The organism is Streptomyces ficellus (assembly GCF_009739905.1).
In the GTDB taxonomy this organism is placed as follows: Bacteria; Actinomycetota; Actinomycetes; order Streptomycetales; family Streptomycetaceae; genus Streptomyces; species Streptomyces ficellus_A.
In genome coordinates this window covers 5245883-5266723 of sequence record NZ_CP034279.1, presented here as the reverse complement: position 1 = coordinate 5266723, position 20841 = coordinate 5245883, and the positions used below count along the sequence as shown (strand labels likewise).

21 protein-coding genes and 1 pseudogene are annotated in these 20841 nt (G+C 74.2%); 10 read left to right on the top strand and 12 right to left on the bottom strand.

Going from position 1 to position 20841, the window contains the following annotated elements; genetic code table 11:
- Positions 1 to 75 precede the first annotated feature (75 nt).
- Complete coding sequence (locus EIZ62_RS23600; protein WP_156694694.1) at positions 76 to 882, top strand: site-2 protease family protein; 807 nt, start codon at positions 76 to 78, stop codon at positions 880 to 882.
- A gap of 31 nt (positions 883 to 913) precedes the next feature.
- On the opposite strand, the gene EIZ62_RS23595 is transcribed toward EIZ62_RS23600, so the two are convergent.
- Together EIZ62_RS23595 and npdG are read right to left on the bottom strand one after the other, a co-directional pair.
- A complete protein-coding gene (locus tag EIZ62_RS23595; RefSeq protein ID WP_156694693.1) occupies positions 914 to 1102 on the bottom strand; it encodes a hypothetical protein in 189 nt (62 codons plus the stop codon).
- 86 nt (positions 1103 to 1188) lie between these two features.
- Positions 1189 to 1863 carry an NADPH-dependent F420 reductase gene (gene npdG, locus EIZ62_RS23590; protein WP_156694692.1) on the bottom strand — a complete coding sequence of 225 codons (675 nt, stop codon included), beginning with the start codon at positions 1861 to 1863 and terminating at the stop codon, positions 1189 to 1191.
- Positions 1864 to 1953: 90 nt separating this feature from the next.
- On the opposite strand from npdG, the gene EIZ62_RS23585 reads away from it, so the two are divergent.
- Positions 1954 to 2568: a hypothetical protein gene (locus tag EIZ62_RS23585; protein ID WP_156694691.1), complete on the top strand. Its 615-nt coding sequence runs from the start codon at positions 1954 to 1956 to the stop codon at positions 2566 to 2568.
- 66 nt (positions 2569 to 2634) lie between these two features.
- A complete protein-coding gene (locus tag EIZ62_RS23580) occupies positions 2635 to 3954 on the top strand; it encodes an MFS transporter (protein ID WP_156694690.1) in 1320 nt (439 codons plus the stop codon).
- A 61-nt stretch (positions 3955 to 4015) separates the two neighbouring features.
- Here the strand turns inward: EIZ62_RS23580 and EIZ62_RS23575 are convergent, their stop codons facing one another.
- Complete coding sequence (locus tag EIZ62_RS23575; protein ID WP_156694689.1) at positions 4016 to 4252, bottom strand: hypothetical protein; 237 nt, start codon at positions 4250 to 4252, stop codon at positions 4016 to 4018.
- A gap of 69 nt (positions 4253 to 4321) precedes the next feature.
- Between EIZ62_RS23575 and map the strand changes: the two genes are divergently transcribed.
- Positions 4322 to 5179: a type I methionyl aminopeptidase gene (gene map, locus EIZ62_RS23570; protein ID WP_156694688.1), complete on the top strand. Its 858-nt coding sequence runs from the start codon at positions 4322 to 4324 to the stop codon at positions 5177 to 5179.
- A gap of 138 nt (positions 5180 to 5317) precedes the next feature.
- The gene (locus tag EIZ62_RS23565; protein WP_156694687.1) at positions 5318 to 5983 is read left to right on the top strand and encodes a biliverdin-producing heme oxygenase; all 666 of its coding nucleotides are present in this window, start codon (positions 5318 to 5320) and stop codon (positions 5981 to 5983) included.
- Between the two features lie 34 nt (positions 5984 to 6017).
- Here EIZ62_RS23565 and EIZ62_RS23560 read toward each other — a convergent pair whose 3' ends face one another.
- A complete protein-coding gene (locus tag EIZ62_RS23560) occupies positions 6018 to 6668 on the bottom strand; it encodes a PhzF family phenazine biosynthesis protein (protein WP_156694686.1) in 651 nt (216 codons plus the stop codon).
- A 146-nt stretch (positions 6669 to 6814) separates the two neighbouring features.
- Here EIZ62_RS23560 and EIZ62_RS23555 point away from each other — a divergent pair, with 146 nt between their 5' ends.
- Entirely contained in the window at positions 6815 to 7810 is a 996-nt protein-coding gene (locus EIZ62_RS23555) for an SCO2278 family lipoprotein (RefSeq protein ID WP_156694685.1), read from the top strand.
- Positions 7811 to 7843: 33 nt separating this feature from the next.
- On the opposite strand, the gene EIZ62_RS23550 is transcribed toward EIZ62_RS23555, so the two are convergent.
- Positions 7844 to 8581 (bottom strand): bifunctional DNA primase/polymerase, encoded by a 738-nt coding sequence (locus tag EIZ62_RS23550; protein WP_156694684.1) that lies wholly within the window; start codon positions 8579 to 8581, stop codon positions 7844 to 7846.
- Between the two features lie 218 nt (positions 8582 to 8799).
- Positions 8800 to 9417, bottom strand: a complete 618-nt coding sequence (locus tag EIZ62_RS23545; protein WP_156694683.1) for a TetR/AcrR family transcriptional regulator — start codon at positions 9415 to 9417, stop codon at positions 8800 to 8802.
- 162 nt (positions 9418 to 9579) lie between these two features.
- On the opposite strand from EIZ62_RS23545, the pseudogene ddaH reads away from it, so the two are divergent.
- Positions 9580 to 10431 (top strand): annotated as a pseudogene (gene ddaH, locus EIZ62_RS23540) (dimethylargininase); the annotation flags it as partial.
- A 95-nt stretch (positions 10432 to 10526) separates the two neighbouring features.
- On the opposite strand, the gene EIZ62_RS23535 reads toward ddaH, so the two are convergent.
- Positions 10527 to 11516, bottom strand: coding sequence for a small ribosomal subunit Rsm22 family protein (locus EIZ62_RS23535; protein ID WP_156694681.1), 990 nt, complete (start codon positions 11514 to 11516; stop codon positions 10527 to 10529).
- Positions 11517 to 11662: 146 nt separating this feature from the next.
- Here EIZ62_RS23535 and EIZ62_RS23530 point away from each other — a divergent pair, with 146 nt between their 5' ends.
- The gene (locus EIZ62_RS23530) at positions 11663 to 13030 is read left to right on the top strand and encodes a hypothetical protein (protein ID WP_208828018.1); all 1368 of its coding nucleotides are present in this window, start codon (positions 11663 to 11665) and stop codon (positions 13028 to 13030) included.
- A 44-nt stretch (positions 13031 to 13074) separates the two neighbouring features.
- Here EIZ62_RS23530 and EIZ62_RS23525 read toward each other — a convergent pair whose 3' ends face one another.
- Positions 13075 to 14517 carry a multidrug effflux MFS transporter gene (locus EIZ62_RS23525; RefSeq protein WP_156694680.1) on the bottom strand — a complete coding sequence of 481 codons (1443 nt, stop codon included), beginning with the start codon at positions 14515 to 14517 and terminating at the stop codon, positions 13075 to 13077.
- Positions 14518 to 14618: 101 nt separating this feature from the next.
- Entirely contained in the window at positions 14619 to 16244 is a 1626-nt protein-coding gene (locus EIZ62_RS23520; protein WP_156694679.1) for an alkaline phosphatase D family protein, read from the bottom strand.
- A gap of 120 nt (positions 16245 to 16364) precedes the next feature.
- Between EIZ62_RS23520 and EIZ62_RS23515 the strand changes: the two genes are divergently transcribed.
- Positions 16365 to 17120, top strand: coding sequence for an SDR family oxidoreductase (locus EIZ62_RS23515; protein ID WP_156694678.1), 756 nt, complete (start codon positions 16365 to 16367; stop codon positions 17118 to 17120).
- Positions 17121 to 17232: 112 nt separating this feature from the next.
- Here EIZ62_RS23515 and EIZ62_RS23510 read toward each other — a convergent pair whose 3' ends face one another.
- The 3 genes from EIZ62_RS23510 to EIZ62_RS23500 are packed head-to-tail and all read right to left on the bottom strand — an operon-like array spanning position 17233 to position 19714.
- On the bottom strand, positions 17233 to 18867 hold the full coding sequence (locus EIZ62_RS23510) for an FAD-dependent monooxygenase (RefSeq protein WP_156694677.1): 1635 nt from the start codon (positions 18865 to 18867) through the stop codon (positions 17233 to 17235).
- 10 nt (positions 18868 to 18877) lie between these two features.
- Positions 18878 to 19204 carry a nuclear transport factor 2 family protein gene (locus tag EIZ62_RS23505; protein ID WP_156694676.1) on the bottom strand — a complete coding sequence of 109 codons (327 nt, stop codon included), beginning with the start codon at positions 19202 to 19204 and terminating at the stop codon, positions 18878 to 18880.
- 33 nt (positions 19205 to 19237) lie between these two features.
- Positions 19238 to 19714, bottom strand: coding sequence for an SRPBCC family protein (locus EIZ62_RS23500; protein WP_156694675.1), 477 nt, complete (start codon positions 19712 to 19714; stop codon positions 19238 to 19240).
- A gap of 164 nt (positions 19715 to 19878) precedes the next feature.
- On the opposite strand from EIZ62_RS23500, the gene EIZ62_RS23495 reads away from it, so the two are divergent.
- On the top strand, positions 19879 to 20802 hold the full coding sequence (locus tag EIZ62_RS23495; protein ID WP_156694674.1) for a hypothetical protein: 924 nt from the start codon (positions 19879 to 19881) through the stop codon (positions 20800 to 20802).
- The last annotated feature ends 39 nt before the right edge of the window (positions 20803 to 20841 follow it).

Genomic DNA, 20841 nt, shown 5'->3' with positions numbered 1-20841 from the left:
CCCGCGCGCCGCGTCCGGTACGGTCGGTCAGCACCAGTCCCGCCCCAGTCCCGCCCAGCCCCAGGAGAGCCGCCCATGGCCACCGCCACCTCCCGCACCGGCGACCGGAGGATCAGTCCCGTCTTCCTCGGGATCGCCGCCGTCATGGCGGTCACCGGATGGGCGGTGTGGACGGGCTTCTCGGCCAACCCGGGGCTCGCGGTGTTCCTCTTCGTGACGTCCGGGTGGGTCGTCTCGCTCTGCCTGCACGAGTACGCGCACGCCCGCACGGCGCTGCACGGCGGCGACCTCACCATCGGGGCGAAGGGCTATCTGACCCTCAACCCGCTGAAGTACACGCACGCGCTGCTGAGCATCGTGCTGCCGGTGGTGTTCGTGATCATGGGCGGCATCGGCCTGCCGGGCGGCGCGGTCTTCATCGAGCGCGACCGCATCCGGGGGCGGTGGAAGCACAGCCTGATCTCGGCGGCGGGTCCGCTGACGAACGTCCTGTTCGCCCTCGTGTGCACGGCCCCGTTCTGGCTGGACGCGCTGGACGGCGTGCCGTACGCCTTCCGCTTCGCGCTGGCGTTCCTGGCGTTGTTGCAGGTCACGGCGGCGATCCTGAACTTCCTGCCGGTGCCGGGGCTGGACGGCTACGGCGTGGTCGAGCCGTGGCTGTCGTACAAGGTGCGCCGCCAGGTGGAGCCCTTCGCGCCCTTCGGGCTGCTCGCGGTGTTCGCGCTGCTGTTCGTCCCGGAGATCAACCACGCCTTCTTCGGGCTGGTCGACACGGCGCTCCAGGCGCTGGGCGTCCAGGACGCCGAGACGTACTGCGGACAGGACCTGTACCGCTTCTGGCAGGAGCAGAACGAGCTGTGCCAGGAGGTCGTCAGCCGGTGACCATCAGCGGATGACCGTCAGCCGGTGAGCGTCAGCCGGTGACCTTCGCGCCGCGGCCGGTGACCTTCGCGCGGCGGTGGTAGTACCACGCCATGTTGGAGGAGACGCCGGCCAGCAGCACCCAGACGATGCCGAGCCACCTGCCCTGGGCGAAGGCGACCACCGCGGCGGCGACGGCCAGGACGCAGACGGCGAGGGCGTACAGAGCGAGGCGGGGCATGGGGGGCGGCTCCTGTCCGGGTACGGCGTGAAACGTGCCCGGACAGTGTCCCCCATGCTCGCCCCGCGCCGGGCGCCGGGCGCCGGTCAGATGTCGGTGACCCGCAGGCCGGCGTGGGCCTTGTAGCGGCGGTTGACCGAGATGAGGTTCGCGACCAGTGCCTCCACCTGGTGGGCGTTCCGCAGCCGGCCCGCGAAGACGCCCCGCATGCCGGGGATGCGGGCGGCGAGGGCCTGCACCAGGTCGGTGTCGGCGCGCTTCTCGCCCAGCACCATCACGTCCGTGTCGATCTCCTCGACCGTCTCGTCCTGGAGGAGGACGGCGGACAGGTGGTGGAAGGCGGCGGTGACGCGCGAGTCGGGCAGCAGGGCGGCGGCCTGCTCGGCGGCGCTGCCCTCCTCGGGCTTGAGGGCGTAGGCGCCCTTCTTGTCGAAGCCGAGGGGGTTGACGCAGTCGACGACGAGCTTGCCGGCCAGGTCCTCGCGCAGCGCGGTCAGCGTCGCGGCGTGCCCGTCCCACGGCACGGCGACGATCACGATGTCGCTGCGACGCGCGCACTCGGCGTTGTCGGCGCCCTCGACGCCCAGGCCCAGCTCGGCGGCCGCGGCCTCGGCGCGCTCGGCGGCCCGCGAGCCGATGATCACCTTCTGGCCGGCGCGGGCGAGGCGGTAGGCGAGGCCGCGGCCCTGGTCGCCGGTGCCCCCGAGGACGCCGACGACGAGCCCGGAGACGTCGGGGAGGTCGTACGGATCAGTAGTCATGGTCCCGACATTACGTGGCGCGTCCCCGTCCGGGTGATGCGGCGCCGAACGCCCGCGCGCGGCACCGGCGCGGGGGCACGCTGGTGCGCCATGGACGCCGTACGAGTCGCGCTGCTGCGTGAGGTCCTGGACGGTACGGAGTGGCCCGCGGCGGCCCGCCGGTTCGCCGGGGTGCTGCGGTCCTCGGTGGTGCCGCGGGGCGGCGGGCTGCTGCTGGTGGGCACCGAGGGGTACGAGCCGTGGCACCTGGCGGCACACCTGGTGGACGAGGCGGCCTGGTCGGGCCGGCCGGAGCTGGCGCCGACGCTGGTGCGGCACCGGGTGCGGCCCGCCGGCCCCGCGCACCTGGCGGTGGGCCTGGGCCGGCTGGCGGCGGCCGGGCGGGGCGCGACGCTGCTGATGGTGGCGCCGGAGCGGCCGGACGGCGCCCTGCTGGAGCGGGTGCACGACGCGCGGCGGGCGGGCGCGACGGTGCTGTCGCTGGACGGCGGTGACCGCGAGGTGCTCGCGCTGGCGCACGAGGCGCTGTCGGTGACGGAGGCGGACGACGTGGACCTCGACGTGGTCCAGCACCTGGTGAGCGCGGCGGCCGGGGAGAACGCCCCGCCGGGCCCGTCCGCCGCGCCGCCCGGCCGTCGCCGCTTCCGGGACCGGCTGGCGCGGCTGACCGACCTGGTGACGGCGCCGCCGCCGCAGCGCTGGTGACTCCGGCCCGGGGCGGTCCGAAAACCGGTTGCCGGGGTTCGCCGGGGGCACGGAGCATGGGCGGACGTGACACCCAAGATCTCCGCACTGCTGCCCGACCTGTCCCCCTGGCGTTCGTCCCGCGACTTCCGCCTGCTGTGGGTGCAGGGGCTGATCGCGTACTTCGGCAGCTTCGCGGCGATGGTCGCCCTGCCGTTGCAGATCAAGGACCTCACGGACTCGCCGCTCGCGGTCGGCGCGATGGGCGCCGTGGAGCTGGTGCCGCTGGTGGTGTGCGGCCTGTACGGGGGCGCGCTGGCCGACGCGGTCGACCGGCGGAAGATCATCCTGGTCACCGAGGCGGCGCTCGGCCTGCTGGCCGTGGTGCTGCTGGTGAACGCGATGCTGCCGGTGCCGCTGCTGTGGCCGCTGTACGTGGTCGCCGCGGGCGTCTCGGCGCTGGCGGGGCTCCAGCGCCCGGCGCTGGACTCGCTGATGGCCCGCATCGTGCCGCACGACCAGCTCACCGCGGCCGCCGCGCTGAACTCGCTGCGCTGGCAGCTCGGCGCGATCGCGGGCCCGGCGCTGGCGGGTCTGGTCGTGGCGTACGCCGGCCACGGGACGGCGTACGGCACGACGGTGGTCTGCTTCGCCGTGTCCGTGCTGCTGTGCCTGCGCCTGTCCCCCGCCCCGGCCGCGCACGACGCGGAGCGGCCGTCGCTGCGGGCCATAGCGGAGGGCGCGCGCTACGCCTGGTCGCGGCCGGTGCTGCTTGGTACGTACGCGGTCGACCTGGCCGCGATGTTCTTCGCCTTCCCGCACACGATCTTCCCGTTCCTGGCGGAGGACCTGGGCGCGGAGTGGTCACTGGGGCTGATGTACGCGGCGGGCTCGGTCGGGTCGGTGGTGCTGAGCCTCACCAGCGGGTGGACGTCGAAGGTGCGGCGGCACGGGCTGCTGGTGGTGTTCGGCGCGGCGGGCTGGGGGCTGGCGGTGGCCGCGGCGGGCTGGTTCTCGAACGTGTGGCTGGTGCTGGTGTGCCTGGCCTTCGCGGGCGCGGGCGACATGCTGAGCGGCCTGGGCCGGTCCACGATCTGGAACCAGACCATCCCGGACGAGCTGCGCGGCCGCCTCGCGGGCATCGAGGTCCTCTCGTACAGCGTGGGCCCGCAGCTGGGCCAGGTGCGGGCGGGCGCGATGGCGGGCTGGACCGGCACGCGCCCGGCGTTCTGGACCGGCGGCCTCGCCTGCCTCGCCTCGGTGGGCCTGCTGGCGGCGGTGCTCCCGAAGCTGGTGACGTACGACGCGGAGACGGACGAGGACGCCCGGCGCCGCCGCGCCGCACGATCCGCCGGGACGGACGCGGAGGCGGAGGCGGAGGCGGCGCCGGAGCCGTCCCGGCCCTGACCGGGGCCGCCGGGGCCTGCCGGTACCCGTCACCCGGCGCCCGCCACAGCGCCGCCCCGCGTCAGGCGCCGTCCCGGGGGGCGTCGCCCTTGGGGGCGTCGTGCCACTTGGGGTCGTTCTCCCACTCCTGGTTCCGGTCCCGCGCCGTCTCCATCGCGTGGGAGGCCTCCTCGCGGGTGGCGTACGGACCGAAGCGGTCCGCGGCGCGGCACTCGGGCCCCTCCTCGACCGTCCCGTGCTTCAGGCAGTAGTACCACTCGCCCGGCTTGCCGGCCGTACGCTTCTTGAACAGCGTCATCGCCGCTCCTCCCTCTGTCGCACCTCTGTCGCAATGGTGCCCCGGGAAGGCCTGGTTAGACTCGCTGGCATGTCTGGCCAGTCGCTGCTCGTACCAGGGGAGCTCTCCCCCACCCGTTCCGTTCCCGGATCCATCCGCCGCCCCGAGTACGTGGGCAAGCCCGCCCCGACGCCGTACACCGGCCCCGAGGTGCAGGACGCCGACACCGTCGAGCGGATGCGCGTCGCGGGCCGCATCGCCGCCCGTGCGATGGAGGAGGCCGCCAAGCACATCGCGCCCGGCGTGACCACGGACGAGCTGGACCGGGTCGCGCACGAGTACATGTGCGACCACGGCGCCTACCCGTCGACGCTGGGCTACCGGGGCTTCCCGAAGTCCCTGTGCGCCTCGGTGAACGAGGTCATCTGCCACGGCATCCCGGACTCCACCGTCCTGCGCGACGGCGACATCGTGAACCTCGACGTCACGGCGTACATCGGCGGCGTCCACGGCGACAACAACGCCACCTACCTGTGCGGCGACGTCGACGAGGAGTCGCGGCTGCTCGTCGAGCGGACCCGCGAGTCACTGAACCGCGCGATCAAGGCGGTCAGGCCCGGCCGCCAGATCAACGTCATCGGCCGCGTCATCGAGTCGTACGCCAAGCGCTTCGGCTACGGGGTGGTGCGGGACTTCACCGGCCACGGCATCAACTCGTCCTTCCACTCCGGCCTGATCGTCCCGCACTACGACTCCCCGCACGCCACCACGGTCATCCAGCCCGGCATGACGTTCACCATCGAGCCGATGCTGACGCTCGGCACGCACGAGTACGACATGTGGGACGACGGCTGGACGGTGGTGACGAAGGACCGCAAGCGGACCGCGCAGTTCGAGCACACGCTCGTGGTGACGGAGACGGGCGCCGAGATCCTCACGTTGCCCTGACGCTCCGGGCGGGTACCGTTTTACCGACAGGCCGTCGGGAACCGGTTGACTTAGGTAACCCTAAGCAGGGAGGATCGGCGGTGGTGGCGCGTTCCCGCGCGCCACGTTCTTCGTCCCCTCGGTCCCCGGAGGCCCGCCTTGGACGCAAGCGGCACGGTCACCCCGTTCTCGACGCTCATCCGCACCGCGTCGCACCAGCAGCACACGGAGGCGGAGAACTCCTCCTTCATGAGCGACCTGCTGGGCGGACGGCTCGGCGTGGACGCCTACGCCCGCTACACCGAGCAGCTGTGGTTCGTGTACCGGGCGCTGGAGGGCGCCGCCGACGGGCTGCGGGACGACCCGGTCGCCGGGCCGTTCGTCCAGCCCGAGCTGTTCCGCACCGCCGAGCTGGAGCGGGACCTGACGCACCTGCGCGGGCCGGGGTGGCGCGCCGCGGCCGCCCCGCTGCCCGCTACCGCCGCGTACGCGGCCCGCGTCGAGGAGTGCGCCCGCACCTGGCCCGCCGGGTACGTGGCGCACCACTACACGCGCTACCTGGGCGACCTGTCCGGCGGCCAGATCATCCGCGACAAGGCGGAGCGGACCTGGGGCTTCTCCCGCAAGGGCGACGGCGTCCGGTTCTACGTCTTCGAACAGATCCCCAACCCCGCCGCCTTCAAGCGGGGTTACCGCGAGCTGCTGGACCGGGTGAACGCCGACGACCTGGAGAAGCAGCGGATCGTCGACGAGTGCAAGCGCGCCTTCGACTTCAACGGCGCGGTGTTCCGCGAGCTGGGCGCCGAGTTCCCGCTCAGCGCGTGACGTTCAGCGCGTGACATTCAGCGCCTGAGACCGCTCAGCGCCTGATCTCGCGGACGCGGCCGCCGAGTTCGATCGTGCCGTCGGGGCCGGGGGCGGTCAGCAACTGCGACCCCCGGCCCTGCGTGATGTTCAGCGCCCTGCCGAGCCGGGCGGTGAGCAGCAGGGCCGCGGCGCCCGTCGCCTCGTCCTCGTCGATGCCGTCGCCCCGCCCCGGGAACGCCCGGGCCCTGATCCGGCCGGCCGCCTCGTCCTCCCACGCCCACGCGTAGACCCAGTCCCCGGGCTCGGGTACGTCCAGCGCGTCGACCTCGGCGGCCGACGCGTACGCGCGCAGCGTACGGTCCGGTGCCCATTCGGGGCGGGCGGTGATCCAGGTGAACTCGCCGTCGTCGCGCGCCCACACCTCGCCGGCCGGCGGGTTGAGGACCTCCAGGTCGAGCAGCCAGGCGGTGCCCACGAGCGGGTGCCCGGCGAACGGGAGGCGCACGCCCGGCGTGTAGATGTCGACGACCCCGCGCTCGGGGTCGTCGACGAACACCGTCTCGCTGAAACCCAGGTGTTTGGCGAACGCCTGCCGGGACGCCTCGTCGGGGTGGGCCCGCCCGTCGCGTACGACACCGAGGAGGTTGCCGTGGCGGCCGTCGCCTCCGCAGAAGACCGCGAGCACGTCATATGCAGTGTTCACCCGGGCATTGAAGCACGCGGGCGGTTCGCGGTCGGGCGGTACGGCGACGGAGAGGCGGCGAAGGGAAACGGAGCCCGGGGCTCGGGCCGCGGCGGGCCCCGGTAGGGTTCGGACGTCACATGGGGGTCGAGGAGCAGAGGCAACCGATGAGAAGGCGGGCCCGAGGGCGGGTGGCGGCCGCGTTCGCGGCGGCGGCGGTACTGGCGCCGACGGCGAGCGGCTGTGTGACGGTGCACGGCGAGCTGGCGGTCGTCCCGGCGGTGACGAGGGACGAGGCCGCCGAGGCGCTGACGGCGTTCACCGAGGCGTACAACAAGGCCGACAAGGCGTACGACCCGGCGCTGGACGCGGGCCGGGTGACCGGCGCGCTGGGGGCGATCAACCAGGCGGGGCTGAAGTCGCGGAGCGTCACCAGCCCGGACGGCAACCCCGGTCACCGCCCGCTGGAGCTGACCGACGCCCACTACGCGATACCCAAGAAGGCCGGCTGGCCGCGCTGGTTCGTGGCGGACACGGACTCCAACCGGGACGTCGACCAGGGCGCGGACGACGACCGCTGGCTGCTGGTCTTCGTCCGCAACGGCCCCGAGCAGTTGTGGGAGGTGGCGTACCTCCAGATCCTGCCCGCCTCCGGGGTGCCGAAGTTCAAGACGGACCAGGACGGTTGGGCGGAGCCCGCCGCGCCGGACTCCACCGCGCTGGCGGTGGCGCCGAAGAACCTCAGCGAGGAGTACTCCTCGTACCTCCAGACCGGCCGGCCGGCCCACTTCGCGGCCGGTCCGCACACCTCGGTGTGGCGCGACGAGCGGGCGAAGATCGCCAAGCGGCCGGGGCTCGCCACGCAGTACGTGGACCAGCCCCTGGACACCGGGGACTACGCTCCGCTCGGGCTGACGACCCAGGACGGCGGCGCGCTGGTGTTCTTCGCGACGCGGTTCTACGACCGGCAGGTGGCGGCGCCCGGTTACCGGCCGAAGGTCAGCCCCGACGTACGGGCGCTGATGACGGGCGAGGTCAAGAGCAGCCTGACCCGGGAGTGGGTGTCCAGCCAGGCCGTGGTGGTCAAGCCGGCCGGCGCGGAGACGGACCGGGTGACGGTCGTGGGCCGGCTCCAGGGCGTGACGTCGGCGACGGGTTCCTGACGCGGGCCCCGCCCATCGGCTGACGGGCCCCGTCTACCGGCTGAGCGGCCAGGCCACCGAGTGGTGGTCGTCGTGCCCGTCGTACTGGTCGGCGTGGCGGGCGCACGCGTCGGTGAGCGCCTCCAGCAGGGTCAGCGGGTCCGGCAGCGGGTGCTCCGGGCCGCGGACCCAGTCGACGCCGAGGTCACCGGGCAGGCGGGCGGGCGGTACGAGGACGTAGGAGCCCCGGCAGTGCCAGCGCAGGCCCGGGTGCTCGTCCATCGTCTCGGGGTGGCAGTCCAGCTCGCAGGGCCACCACTCGTCCTCGTCCTCGGGGGTGCCGCGGGTCGCCGTGAAGAACAGCATCCGGCCGTCCCCCGACTCGGCCACCGGGCCCACGTCGACGCCCTCGCGGAGCAGCCGCTCCAACGCGGCGCGACCGGCCTCCAGCGGAACGTCGAGGACGTCGTGGACCATGCCGGTCGCGGTGATGAAGTTGGCCTGCGGCTGGCCCTCGGCCCACCGCTCGATCTGCGCGCGATCGGTGGTGGACTGGGTCTGCCAGGCGAAGGAGACGGGGTGGCGGGCCGGGGTGGGACAGCCGATGCGCTCGCACGAACAGCGATACCCGACGGGATACGCGGCGGGGGCGAGCGGCAGGCCTGCGGCGGCGGTGGCCCGGAGCAGATCCTCGCGGCCCGGGGCCTCGTCGGCGGTCTTCTTCGGGCGCCGGCGCAGCCACTGCGCGAGTTTGTTCTCCGTGCCGCGGTAGCGGCCGATACCGTCGCCCATCTATCCCCACACCTCTGCCAAGCCCTGCGGTCCCTGCCATGGTCCCACCATCCTGCGGCTCCGGTGACCGCAAGTCCCCATCCGGAGGGAGAGGACCGGGTCACGCCCGCCGGAGAACCGGCCTTCTTGCGGGCCTTTGGGGTGTTTCGCCACCCCCGGCCGGCCGCCCGGCGTGAGGAGCTCCACGGGCGGCCGCGGGGCGCACCCGGCCGGGGGCGTCAGCGCGGGGCAAGGCCGTGCAGGGCGTATTCGACGAGTTTGTCCGCGTACGCGTGGGTCAGCGGCTGGGTGCGCAGCAGCCAGCGGTGGGTCAGCGGGCCGACGAAGAGCTCCAGGGCGACGCGCAGGTCGACCTCCGGGCGCACCTGGCCGGCCTCGCGGGCGGCGGTCAGTCGTGTGACGTACAACTGGAGCTGCGGCTCCAGCAGCTCCTCGACGAACCGGGCGCCCAGCTCGGGGTCCACCACGCCCTCGGCGGCGAGGGCGCGGGTGGGGGCCTCGTACTTGGGGTCGTTCATCTCGTCGACCGTGGCGCGCAGCACGAGCTTGAGGTCGGCCTCGAGGTCGCCGGTGTCCGGGATCCCGCTGTCCGCGTCGCCGCCGGCCGCCTCGTTGGCCTGGGCGCCGAGGTCGACGTAGGCCTCCAGGAGGACGGCCGCCTTGGACGGCCACCAGCGGTAGATGGTCTGCTTGCCGACCCCGGCCCGGGCGGCGATGCCCTCGATGGTGGTCTTGGCGTAGCCGACCTCGCCGACGAGGGCGAGGGCCGCGTCGTAGATCGCACGGCGGGAGCGTTCGCTGCGGCGCGTGGAGTCGGGTGCCCTGGTCTCAGCCATGCCCCCAATCTACCAGCACCACGAGGCGAGACGTATCGTCTCGGTTGGCGCTTCGGTCGGCGCGGGGGCGTACGGCGCGCGGCGCTTGGTGAGCGCCGGCGTGAACTCACCCGTACGGTCCACTGCGCGGACGCCCCGCACGGCGCACCATGGCTTGCACGCACAGATCGTGCGTCTGTCGCCCGTGAGGAGCCTTCCTTGCCCCGTGACGCATCACCCCGCCGTTACCTGATGTGCCCACCCGCGCACTTCCGGGTGACGTACTCCATCAACCCCTGGATGGACCCGGCCAAGCCGGTGGACCTGCCCCTCGCCCTCACCCAGTGGGAGGACCTGCGCGACCGGTACCTCGCGCTCGGTCACACCGTCGAGCTGCTGGAACCGCACGCCGGCCTGCCCGACATGGTGTTCGCCGCCAACGGCGCCACCGTCATCGAGGGCCGGGTGCTGGGCGCCCGGTTCGCCTTCGCCGAGCGGGCCGCCGAGGCTGCGGTGCACCGGGAGTGGTTCAGGGCCCACGGCTTCACCGACGTGCGCGAACCGGACCACGTCAACGAGGGCGAGGGCGACTTCGCGGTGACCTCGACGTACGTTTTGGCCGGGCGCGGGTTCCGCTCCAGCCCGCTGTCGCACGACGAGGCGCAGGAGTTCTTCGGGCGGCCGGTGATCGGCCTGGACCTGGTGGACCCCCGCTACTACCACCTCGACACCGCGCTGTGCGTCCTGGACGACGCGGCCGACGAGATCATGTACTACCCCGGCGCGTTCTCCCCGGGCAGCCGCTCGGTACTGCGCCGGCTCTTCCCCGACGCGCTGATCGCCGGGGAGGAGGACGCGGCGGCGCTCGGCCTGAACGCGGTCAGCGACGGCCGGCACGTGCTGCTCCCCCAGGCCGCGGTGGGGCTGCTGCGGCCACTGCGCGAGCGCGGGTTCGAACCGATCGGCATGGACCTCGGCGAACTCCTCAAGGGCGGCGGCAGCGTGAAGTGCTGCACGCAGGAGCTGCGGCCCTGACGACCGCCGGGGGCCGGGCCGGTGGGGGCCCGGCCCCCGAATCGCGGCGCGCGGAGGCCGGTGAGTGGCGGGGCGGAGTGCGCGTCGTCATCCCCTCAGCGGGGCGGCCACTCGTCTCCCCAGGCGGCGTCGCGGGCCGCCTTGTAGAGGGTGCCGTGGCGCTTGGTCACCGTGTCGCGGCGCAGGCCGTCGTCGCTGGTGCACAGGTCCAGCAGGACCTGGCCCTTGCGGATCTGCGGCCGGCGGGTGACCCGGGCGGCGGCCGGCGTCACGGGGAAGCGGGTGGCCGCCACGTACGCGAACTTCTCGTCCTCGTAGGCGAGCGAACCGCCCTTGACCTGCCGGTGGAGGGAGGAGCGGCTGACCCGGGCGGCGAAGTGGCACCAGTCCTTGCCCGGTTCGATGGGGCAGGCGGCGCTGTGCGGGCAGGGCGCGGCGATCGTCAGACCGGCCTCGATCAGCAGGTCGCGGGCGGCGATGATCCGGGTGTAGCCGTCGGGGGTGCCCGGCTCGACGATCACGACGGCTTGGGCCGCGCGGGCGGCCTCGGTGACGACAGCGGCACGGTCCTGCTCGGTGAGCTCGTTGAGGACGTACGACACCGTGACGAGATCGGTGCTCTCGATTCGGAGCGCCGTACTGATCCGAGAGCGCTGCCACGTCGCGGACTCCAGGGAGCCGATCCCCGACGCCGACGCCAGCTCGCGGCCCAGCGTCAGCGCCGGCTCGGCCCAGTCCAGCACGGTGGTGCGCGCCGACCCGTCCCACGCCTCGGCGACGGCCCAGCTCGCGGAGCCCGTACCGCCCCCGATGTCGGTGTGCGTGCCCGGCACCCACTCCGGGGCGGCCTCCCTCAGCGCGTCCAGCGCCGCCCGCACCGCCTCGAACGTCGCGGGCATCCGGTACGCGGCGTAGGCGGCGACGTCGGACCGGTCGCGCAGCACGGGCGCGCCGGTGGGGACCGTCCCGCGGTAGTGGGTGATGAGCCGCTCGACGGCCTGTGCCGCCTGGGTCGGCGGCAGCCCGTCGAGCAGCCCGGCGAGGGCGCCGCGCAGGGCGTCCGAGGTGGAGGGGGAGGCGTTCACCGATCCATGGTAGGCGGGCGGCCGGGCCCGTCCGTGGGCGGCCGCCGGCCGGCCGTGACCGGCGCCCGGCCGGTGTCGCGCGAACTCCTCGGCGAGGGGCCGCGGTTGGGTAGGCTGGCCGCCCACTGTTCCGGGGACGGGGGACCATGAGACAGCGGATCGTGCGCCTGGCCCTGGCCGCCGGCGTGACCGTCCTCGCCCTGCTGGTCCTGCTCGCCACCTGCGGCACCGGCGGCTCCGGCGGCTCCGGCGGCTCCGGCGGCTCCGGCGGCTCCGGCGAGGAGCGCACCGGACCCCGGGCGGGCGCCGGGACCTCCCAGTCCGCCCGCGAGGCGACCGCCCCGGCCACCCGGCTCACCGTCCCCGCCCGGTACGACACCTCGCGCGGCTGGGAGGTCTCCGGCCTGCCCCCCGACCACGTCGTCGCGGGTGTGCCCGGGACCATCGCGTACCTGGAGCGCGTCGACACCACCCGGTACCGCCTCCGTACGCTCGACGCGCGGACCGGCCGGCCGGGCTGGACGGGTCCCGCCTGGCGGCCGCTCGGCGGCCCGGAGGGCTTCCCCGGCCTCCTGACCCTGACCAAGGAGGACCGGCGGTTCTTCGTGACCTGGTCGTACGGGAGGACCGGCGACGACCCGCTGACGACGTCCGGCAGCTTCGTGTCCCTCGACGTGTACGACGCGGCCGGCGGCACCCGGCGGCGGGTGGAGGTGCCCTGGGCCGACGTCCCGGCAGTGACCGGCACCGGGCCGGGCGTGCTGATCAGCGACGGCCGGGCCAGGAGCGCGGTCGTCGACCCGGACACCGGCGCGGTGAGCGGCGTCCCGCCGCAGCGCCTCGGCCACCCCAAGGGGTGCGCCGAGTGCCGGCGGCTGACCGCCGTGCGCGGGGTGACGCCGAGGGGCCTGCTGGTGAGCGGCGCGCGGGGCTTCTGGGTGCCGGGCGGCTGGTTCAGCCGCGACCGGGCGCCCGCCGGCGCGGACCCGGCGAGCGGGGTGCCCGCGTCGCTGGTCGACGGGCACGTCCTGGCCCGGTGGCAGGGGCGGAAGGGCACCGCGCGGGCGGCCACGCACGACATCTGGGCGGTCCACGCCGCGGACACCGGCGAGCCGCTGGTGAAGGCGGAGTGCCGCAGACCCGCGATCGAGCCGGGTGAGTACCCGCAGGCGGTGGCGTCCCCGGGCGGCCGGTACGTGATCGCCGGGAGCCTCGCCTTCGACCTGGACGCGCGGACCGGACGCTGCTTCGAGGAGGCCGGCGGTTCCGGGCCGCTCACGCTGGCCACCGTCACGGACGGGGGCGTGGCGTACGGCGCGAGCGGGGCCCGTGGCGCGGCGGACGCCCTGGCCGGCGGGGGCAGCCCGGTCGCGGTGGACCTGGCGACCGGGGTGCCCGAGGCGCTCGCGCCCAACGTACGCCTGCCCGTGGCGGAGGTGGCCGGGGTGGGCGTCTTCCGGTGGACGGACGCACGCGACCGCGTCCACCTGGTCGGCTACCCGAGGCGCGGCTGACGTTCCCGGCCGGTCAGGCAGGCGCGGCTGACGTTCCCGGCCGGTTACGCGGGGCGCGGCCGGCGTTCCTGCCGGGCCTGCTGCCACGGGCGGCACAGGCCCAGGAAGCAGGCGACGGCGCCCAGCGCGCACGCCAGTTGGACGACGGCCATCGGAACCGCCGTCGCCTCGCCCGCGATGCCCACGAGCGGGGAGGCGACCGCGCCGATCAGGAACGAGGTCGTCCCGAGCAGCGCCGAGGCGGAACCGGCCGCGTGCGGGGTGCGCATCAGCGCCTGGGCGTTGGTGTTGGGCATCGCGAGACCCATGGCCGACATCAGCACGAACAGTCCGGCGGCGACCGGCACCAGCCCCACCTCGCCGAACACGCCGCTCGTCATCAGCAGCAGCGCACCGGCCGCGAGGGCGATCACCGTGAGCCCGAAGCCCAGCACCTTGTCGAGGCTGACCCGGCCCACCAGCAGTTTGCCGTTGATCTGGCCGACCGCGACGAGCCCGACCGAGTTGATCCCGAACAGCAGGCTGAAGGTCTGGGGCGAAGCCCCGTAGATCTCCTGCACCACGAACGGGCTGGCGCTGATGTAGGCGAAGAGGACGGCGAACGCGAGCCCGCCCGCGAGCATGTAGCCGGAGAACACCCGGTCGGCGAGCAGTCCGCGCATCGTCCGCAGCGCCTCGCCGACCCCGCCGCCGTGCCGCCGGGCGGGCGGGAGCGTCTCACCGAGCCACTTCCAGACGACGAGGGTGAGCAGGACGCCGACCAGGGTGAGGGCGGAGAAGACGCCCCGCCAGTCGGTGACCCGCAGGATCTGGGCGCCGATGAGCGGGGCGACGATCGGGGCGACCCCGGAGATCAGCATGAGGGTGGAGAAGAACCGGGCCATCTCCACGCCGTCGTACAAATCCCGCACCACCGCCCGGGCGATCACAATGCCCGCCGCGCCCGCGAGGCCCTGGAGCAGCCGGAAGGCGATGAGCAGTTCGGGGCTCGGGGCGAGGGCGCAGACCGCGGTGGCGGCGACGTAGACGAGCATGCCGACGAGCAGGGGCCGGCGGCGGCCCCACTTGTCGCTCATCGGGCCGACGACGAGCTGGCCGAGCGCCATGCCGGCGAGGCAGGCCGTGAGGGTCAGCTGGATGGTGGCGGCGGGTGCGGAGAGCGCCCGGGTGACCTCGGGCAGGGCCGGCAGGTACATGTCCATGGACAGGGGCGGAAGGGCGGTGAGCCCACCGAGGACGAGCGTGACCAGGAGGCCCGCCCGCCGCGCGGCGGCCCCGCCCGCGCCCGGGACCGTGCCGGTGCCGGTGGTCGTGCCGGTGCCGGTGCTCGCGCCGCTTGAGGCCGTCGTGCCGGTGGCCGTGCCCGGAGGCGTGCCCCCGCCGGCGGGGGCTTGGGCCGGGGCCGGGACCTTGCCGGGCGACGGGGCGGCGGCCTCCGGGCGCTCGGCCGGTATGTGTCCTGGCGTGCTGGGGCCGCTCTCCGGCATCTCGTCTCCTGTTCTCGGGGCCGGGCCCATGGTGTCAGCTCGCCGGGCTTCGTTGAAACCTCAAGGTGACAGTCCGTACGAGTGCCTAAGTGCCTAAGTGCCTATACGGGCCGGAGACCCGGGTCACCCGCCTCGGTGACGAACGAGGCCGCCGTGGTGACCGGTGCGCCGGGCGTCGTGACGGCGAACACCGTGCGGAAGTCGGCGCGCGCCTGTTCGCCGGTCAGCGTGACCGTCACGTAGCCGCGCCGCCCGTTGGAGAACTTCAGGTGGGGGTTGGCGCGCGTGAGGTCGTCGTGGTTGGCGGGCTTGTCGGCGCCGTCCTTGCCGCTGGCGATGGAGGTGGCGACGATCTCGGTGCCGACGGTCCGGGACTCCGGGTCGTCGAAGTCGGCCTTGAGGTCGAAGGCGTAGCCGACGTGGACGTCACCGGTGAGGACGACGAGGTTGTCGACGCCGGCCGCCGCCGCGCCGTCGAGGACCCGCTTCCGGGAGGCGGGGTAGCCGTCCCAGGCGTCCATGGACAGTTTGAAGTGGGGACCGGGGACGTTGCGCCGCTGGGCGAAGGTGACCTGCTGGGGCAGGACGTTCCAGGTGGCGGTGGAGTTCTTCCAGCCATCGAGCAGCCAGCGCTCCTGGGTGGCGCCGGTCATGGTGCGCGCGGGGTCCTCGGACTCGGGCCCGGGCGTCTGCCAGCCGTCACCGTACGCCTGGTCGGAGCGGTACTGGCGGGTGTCGAGGATGTCGAACTGGGCGAGGCGCCCGAACCGGAGCCTGCGGTAGAGCCGCATGTCGGGGCCGGTGGGCCGCTGCGGGACGCGCAGCGGCTGGTTCTCCCAGTACGCGCGGTACGCGGCGGCGCGGCGCAGCAGGAACTCCTCGGGCGGTACGACGTTCTCGGGGGTGCCGTCCGCGTAGTTGTTCTCGGTCTCGTGGTCGTCCCAGGTGACGACGAAGGGGTGTGCGGCGTGCGCGGCCCGCAGGTCCGGGTCGGACTTGTAGAGCCCGTAGCGGAGCCGGTAGTCCTCCAGGGTGACGGTCTCGCGGTTGAAGTGGGCGGGAAGCCGGCGGTCGGTGTAGGCGCGGGCGCCGCCGGTGGCGTTGACGGCGTACTCGTAGAGGTAGTCGCCGAGGTGGAACACGGCGTCGAGGTCCTCGTCGGCGAGGTGGCGGTACGCCGTGAAGTACCCGTCGTGGTACGCCTGGCAGGACACGGCGGCCAGCTTCAGCCCGCCGGTGCGGGCGCCGGGGGCGGGCGCGGTGCGGGTGCGGCCGGCGGGACTGATCCAGTCGCCGGCCCGGAAGCGGTAGTGGTAGCCGCGGCCGGTGTCGAGGCCGGTGACCTCCACGTGCAGGCTGTGGTCGAACTCGGGGTGGGCGGTGGCCGTGCCGCGTCTGACGACGCGGGTGAAGCGGGCGTCGTGGGCCAGTTCCCAGCGGACCTGGACGCGGGCGCGGGGCATGCCGCCGCCGGGTTCGTACGGGCGGGGCGCCAGGCGCGTCCAGAGCAGGACGGAGCCGGGCAGGGGGTCGCCCGAGGCCACGCCCAGGGTGAACGGGTCCTCGGTGAGGCGGCGGGCGTCGGCCTCGGCGGCGTGGGCGGTGCCGGGCAGGTTGACCGAGAAGGCGAGCGCGGCGGCGGCGCCGGTGGCGGTGAGGAAGCCGCGGCGGCCGATGTGCCGGGCGGCGGCGCGCAGTTCGGGTGCGTGGGTGTGTGCGGGTGTCATGGACCCTCCCCTGGTGGCTGCTGTGGACGGCATCACAGCAGCAGGGCTTGTCGGGTACACAACATCCACATGTCGGCCGCGTGAGTTCCGGGTGCCGGACTCTCCCGTACCCTGCGGCGCATGAGCGCTGTACGGAGGATCGCGGTGGTGACGGGGGCCGGCTCGGGCATCGGCCGGAGCGTGGCGCTGGCGCTGGCGCAGGACGGCTGGTCGCTGGCGCTGGCGGGCCGCCGGGCGCAGCCCCTGGCGGAGACGGCCGCACTCACCGGCGCGGACGACACCCTGTGCGTACCGACCGACGTCACCTCGGCCGACGCCGTGACGGCCCTGTTCGCGGCCGTACGGGACCGGTTCGGCCGGGTGGACCTGCTGTTCAACAACGCGGGCAGCTTCGCGGGCGGCGGCACACCGGTCGAGGACCTGGACCCCGAAACGTGGCGTGCGGTCGTCGACGTCAACCTGACCGGCGCGTTCCTGTGCGCGCAGGCGGCCTACCGGCAGATGAGGGAGCAGTCGCCGCAGGGCGGCCGGATCATCAACAACGGCTCCATCTCGGCGCACGTGCCGCGCCCGCACTCGATCGCGTACACGGCGACGAAGCACGCCATGACGGGCCTCACGAAGTCACTGTCCCTGGACGGCCGCGCCCACCGCATCGCGTGCGGCCAGATCGACATCGGCAACGCGGCCACGGACATGACGCGGCGCATGGAGACCGGCATCCTCCAGGCCAACGGCGACCTCGCGGTCGAACCGGTCATGGACGCGACGGACGTCGCCCGGACGGTGGCCCACATGGCGGCCCTGCCGCTGGAGGCGAACGTCCAGTTCGCCACGGTCATGGCGACAGCGATGCCCTACATCGGCCGCGGCTGACACGCCGTCGCGGCGGGGCGGCCGTACGGGGCCGGCCGTCGGTCGGCACGCGTCCGTCGTTCGGCGCCCGCCTGTGCGTCCCCTCCGCATGGGCCGGTGGCCGGGGCGCGCGTCAGGGAACGAAGACGTCGGAGAGGTGGGCGGTCAGGGCGGCCGGTGTGGGTGGGGTGAGTCGCGCGCCCAGGTAGCCGTCCGGGCGGACCAGGAACGCCGTCGCACCGTCCGTGCCGTACAGCCGCGCGAACTCACCGCGGCCGTCGCGGTACACCGGCAGCCGGGTGGCGCCCGCGGGCGCACCGTCGGCGAGGACCAGCAGGCCCTCCACCCGGTCACCGGACGCCCGGCGCGCCGCCGCCAGCAGGTCGTCGAACTCCTGCTCGGCCGGGCCGTCCGCGTACAGCACCAGCACGTGGTCGCGGTCCCGCAGCAGGTCGTACAGGCGCAGCGGGTAGGCCGCCACGTCCGCGGTGAGCCCGCCGCAGTCCGGTGCCCGCTCCCCCGGCCGCGGACCGGGACCGGCGCCCGCCGCCGGCCGCGCCACGACCGGGCTGTCCGGGTAGCCGACCAGCAACTGGGCCTCGCGCAGCATCAGCGTCTCCGGGTCGGCCGGATCCGCCGGCACGCCGCCCCGGGTCGCGTGCCTGACGGTACGTCCGACGACCTCCTCGCCGACCGGCCGCCGCTCGGCGTCGTAGCTCGCCAGCAGCCGCGGGCCCGCCGCGCCCCGCACCGCGAGGGCGAGTTTCCACGCCAGGTTGCAGGCGTCCTGGATGCCGGTGTTCATGCCCTGCGCACCGGTCGGCGGGTGGATGTGCGCGGCGTCCCCGGCGACGAAGACCCGCCCGTCGGCGTACCGGTCGACCAGCCGGTGGCTGATCCGGAACACCGACGACCAGCGCATGGCCGACACGGTGGCCGGCCGGGGCGCGAGCCGGTCCACGACCGCCTGGATGTGCGCGGTCGTCGGGGTCCGGCCGCCGCCCTCCAGGCCGTGCGCCACGGCGCCGTCCGGCCGGCCGGGCTCCCCGGGCCGCCCGGCGGCCGAGAGCTCGGGCGGCACCAGCATCGACATCCGGTACCGGCTCGTGCCGGGCAGCGGGATGCACACCAGCAGGTCGTCCACGCCTCCGTCGGCGCCGCGGTGCGTGGACCGCACGCCGTACCCACGGGGCAGGTCCCAGTCGACCTCCACGTCGGCGAGCATGTACTCCTCGGGGAACGCGCCGCCCTCGAAGGTGAGCCCGAGCGCCTTGCGGACCGTGCTGTGCGCGCCGTCGCAGCCCACCAGGTACCGGCAGCGCACCTCCTCCTGCCCGCCGGAGGCGGTGACCAGCCGGGCGGTCACCCCGTCGGCGTCCTGGACGAAGGACGTCAGCTCGGTGCCCCGCTCGATCCGGGTGCCGTAGCGGCCGAGGAACTCCTCCAGGATCCGCTCGGTCTCGTACTGCGGCAGCGCCGCGAAGCCGTACGGGACCTCCTTCGGCAGCTCCAGCTCGATACGGGCCTGCTCCGCGCCGTTGACGTACAGCAACTGCCCGAGCATCGGGACGGCCGCGTCCAGCGCCGCGCGCACCAGGCCCATCCGGTCCCAGATCTCCAGCGTGCGCGGCTGGACGCCCACGGCCTTCGCGTACGGCAGCCTCGCCGGCAGCCGGTCCACGAGACGGCACCCGACGCCCCGGCGCCGCAGCTCGGCGGCGGCGGTCAGCCCGACCGGTCCGGCCCCCACCACCAGTACGTCCGTCACGCCGCCGGCCCTACGCCTGGCCCGTCTCGAAGCGGCTGACCTTGCCGTCGTCTCCGACCACGAACCGCCACGCCGTGCGCATCTCGCCCCAGGTGTCGTTGCGGTAGCGGACGACGAGGGCGCGGCCGTCGGCCTGCTCCGACTCGACGTCCATGTGGCCGCCGGACGAGAAGATCTCCTTCTCCGCCCACTGGTCGAGGTCCCGGTCGGAACCGTCGTCGGACATGGTCGCGCCCGGTGTGAGCGCGGCGGCGAACCCGTCGCGGTCACCCGCGTTGACGGCGGCCACGAACGCGCGGACGGCGGGGTCGGTGAGCTGCTCCACGGCAATGGTCACGAGGTCTCCTTCGGATACGTGTAGTGCTGGGGTCTAGGCGGGGCGGCGCTCGGCCGCCACCGCCACGTCGGCCAGGTCCCGTTCGACCGCCTTGGCCACCGCCCTGCGCCCGAGGCCGCCGAGCAGCCGCACGAACAGGCCGCCGAGACCACCGGGCGGGCGTGCCGAGAACGCCATCCGGACGAGGGTCTCCCCCGGCCCGGTCTCGCGGACCGTGAACTCGGAGACGTAGTGCGTACCGCGCGACTCGGCCTCCACGACGTAGTGCGAGGGGGCCTGGCAGGCGGTCACCCACATCTCCTCGGTGGCCTCCTTGCCGAACATCCGCCGCGTCTCGATCCACCGGCTGCCCGCCTGGAACGGCCCCTCGGTGAGCACCTCCACATGGGTGACGCCGCTGAGCGTGGCGGGCATGCCGTGCAGGTCGGTGAGCACCTCCCAGACACGGTCGCGGGGGGCGGCGATGTGCCGTTCGACGGTGACGACACTGACCTGTGGCGTGTGGTCCATACCCGCGATTGTCACCGAGAAGGGAGAGGCGGACGAGTCGGACGCGTCGGACGCGCGTCGGACGGGCCGGACCGTACGAGGGAGGGCCGGGCGGCGAGCGGCGGGTTCGAAAGCCGCCCGAAGGGGCACAACACCGGCGACCGGCAACGGAGTTGGAGGGGCCCATGGCAGGCGAGCGGGACACCCGGCCCATAGCCCACGGCACATGGCTCACCTACAGCGGCTCCCGGGAACTGCGACCCCCCGAGGCCGAACGGTTCGACCCGGTGGACACGCGCCCCGAAGCCACCTCCGGCACCACCCGCGCCCTGCGGTTCCAGGACACGCAGCGGCGGATCGGCACCGGTTCCGCGCCGCCCGCCGTGGCGGTCGGCACGTACGTGGCGCAGGCGGCCATGGACGCCCACAAGGACAGGAAGCGGGAGAAGGCGGCCCGCACCCCGCACCACAGCGTGCGGGAGGCCGCGGCCGCGGCCGGCGCCTATCACCGTTCGGTCCTCGCCCACTGCCTCGCCGGCACCCTCTGGCCCCAGGGGCACGACTCGGACGCGTACCTCGTCTCCCTCGTACCCGAGCTCGCCGAGCCGCTCAACCGGCTGACCGCCGCGGCGGAGCTGGAGGACGGCGACGACCTCATGTCCTGGTCGGAGGCCAAGGCGATCACGGACCCTCTCCTGCAGGCCGCGAGGGACCTGCACGCCCTGGTCGTTCCGGCGTTCCGTGTCCTGCCGCCCGGCACCCTCGCCCTGCCCATGATCGGCACCCGGATCACCACGCCGCAGCGGGCCCGGGCGCTGCGTACGGCGGTGGACGTCTGCGACCGGGGCGTCGCGGCCTGGTACGGGTTCGTCTTCACCGGGGAGGTGCCCACCGCCCCCCTGGCGGCCGTGGCCGCGGAACTGGACATCGACGAGGCGGCCGAACGACTGACCGCGGCCCGCCGCCACTGTCTCTCCCTCGCCGACACCCCGGCCATCACCCGCGCCGCGGGCACGACCGCCGTACGGGAGCTGCGGGACGCCTTCACCTCGCTGGCGAAAGCCTGCTATGCGGCATCCAGCCCGGTGGAGAACGTCTGGCTGCTCTGACGCGAGAGCCGTCACAGCGCTACGACCTGCACAAACGTG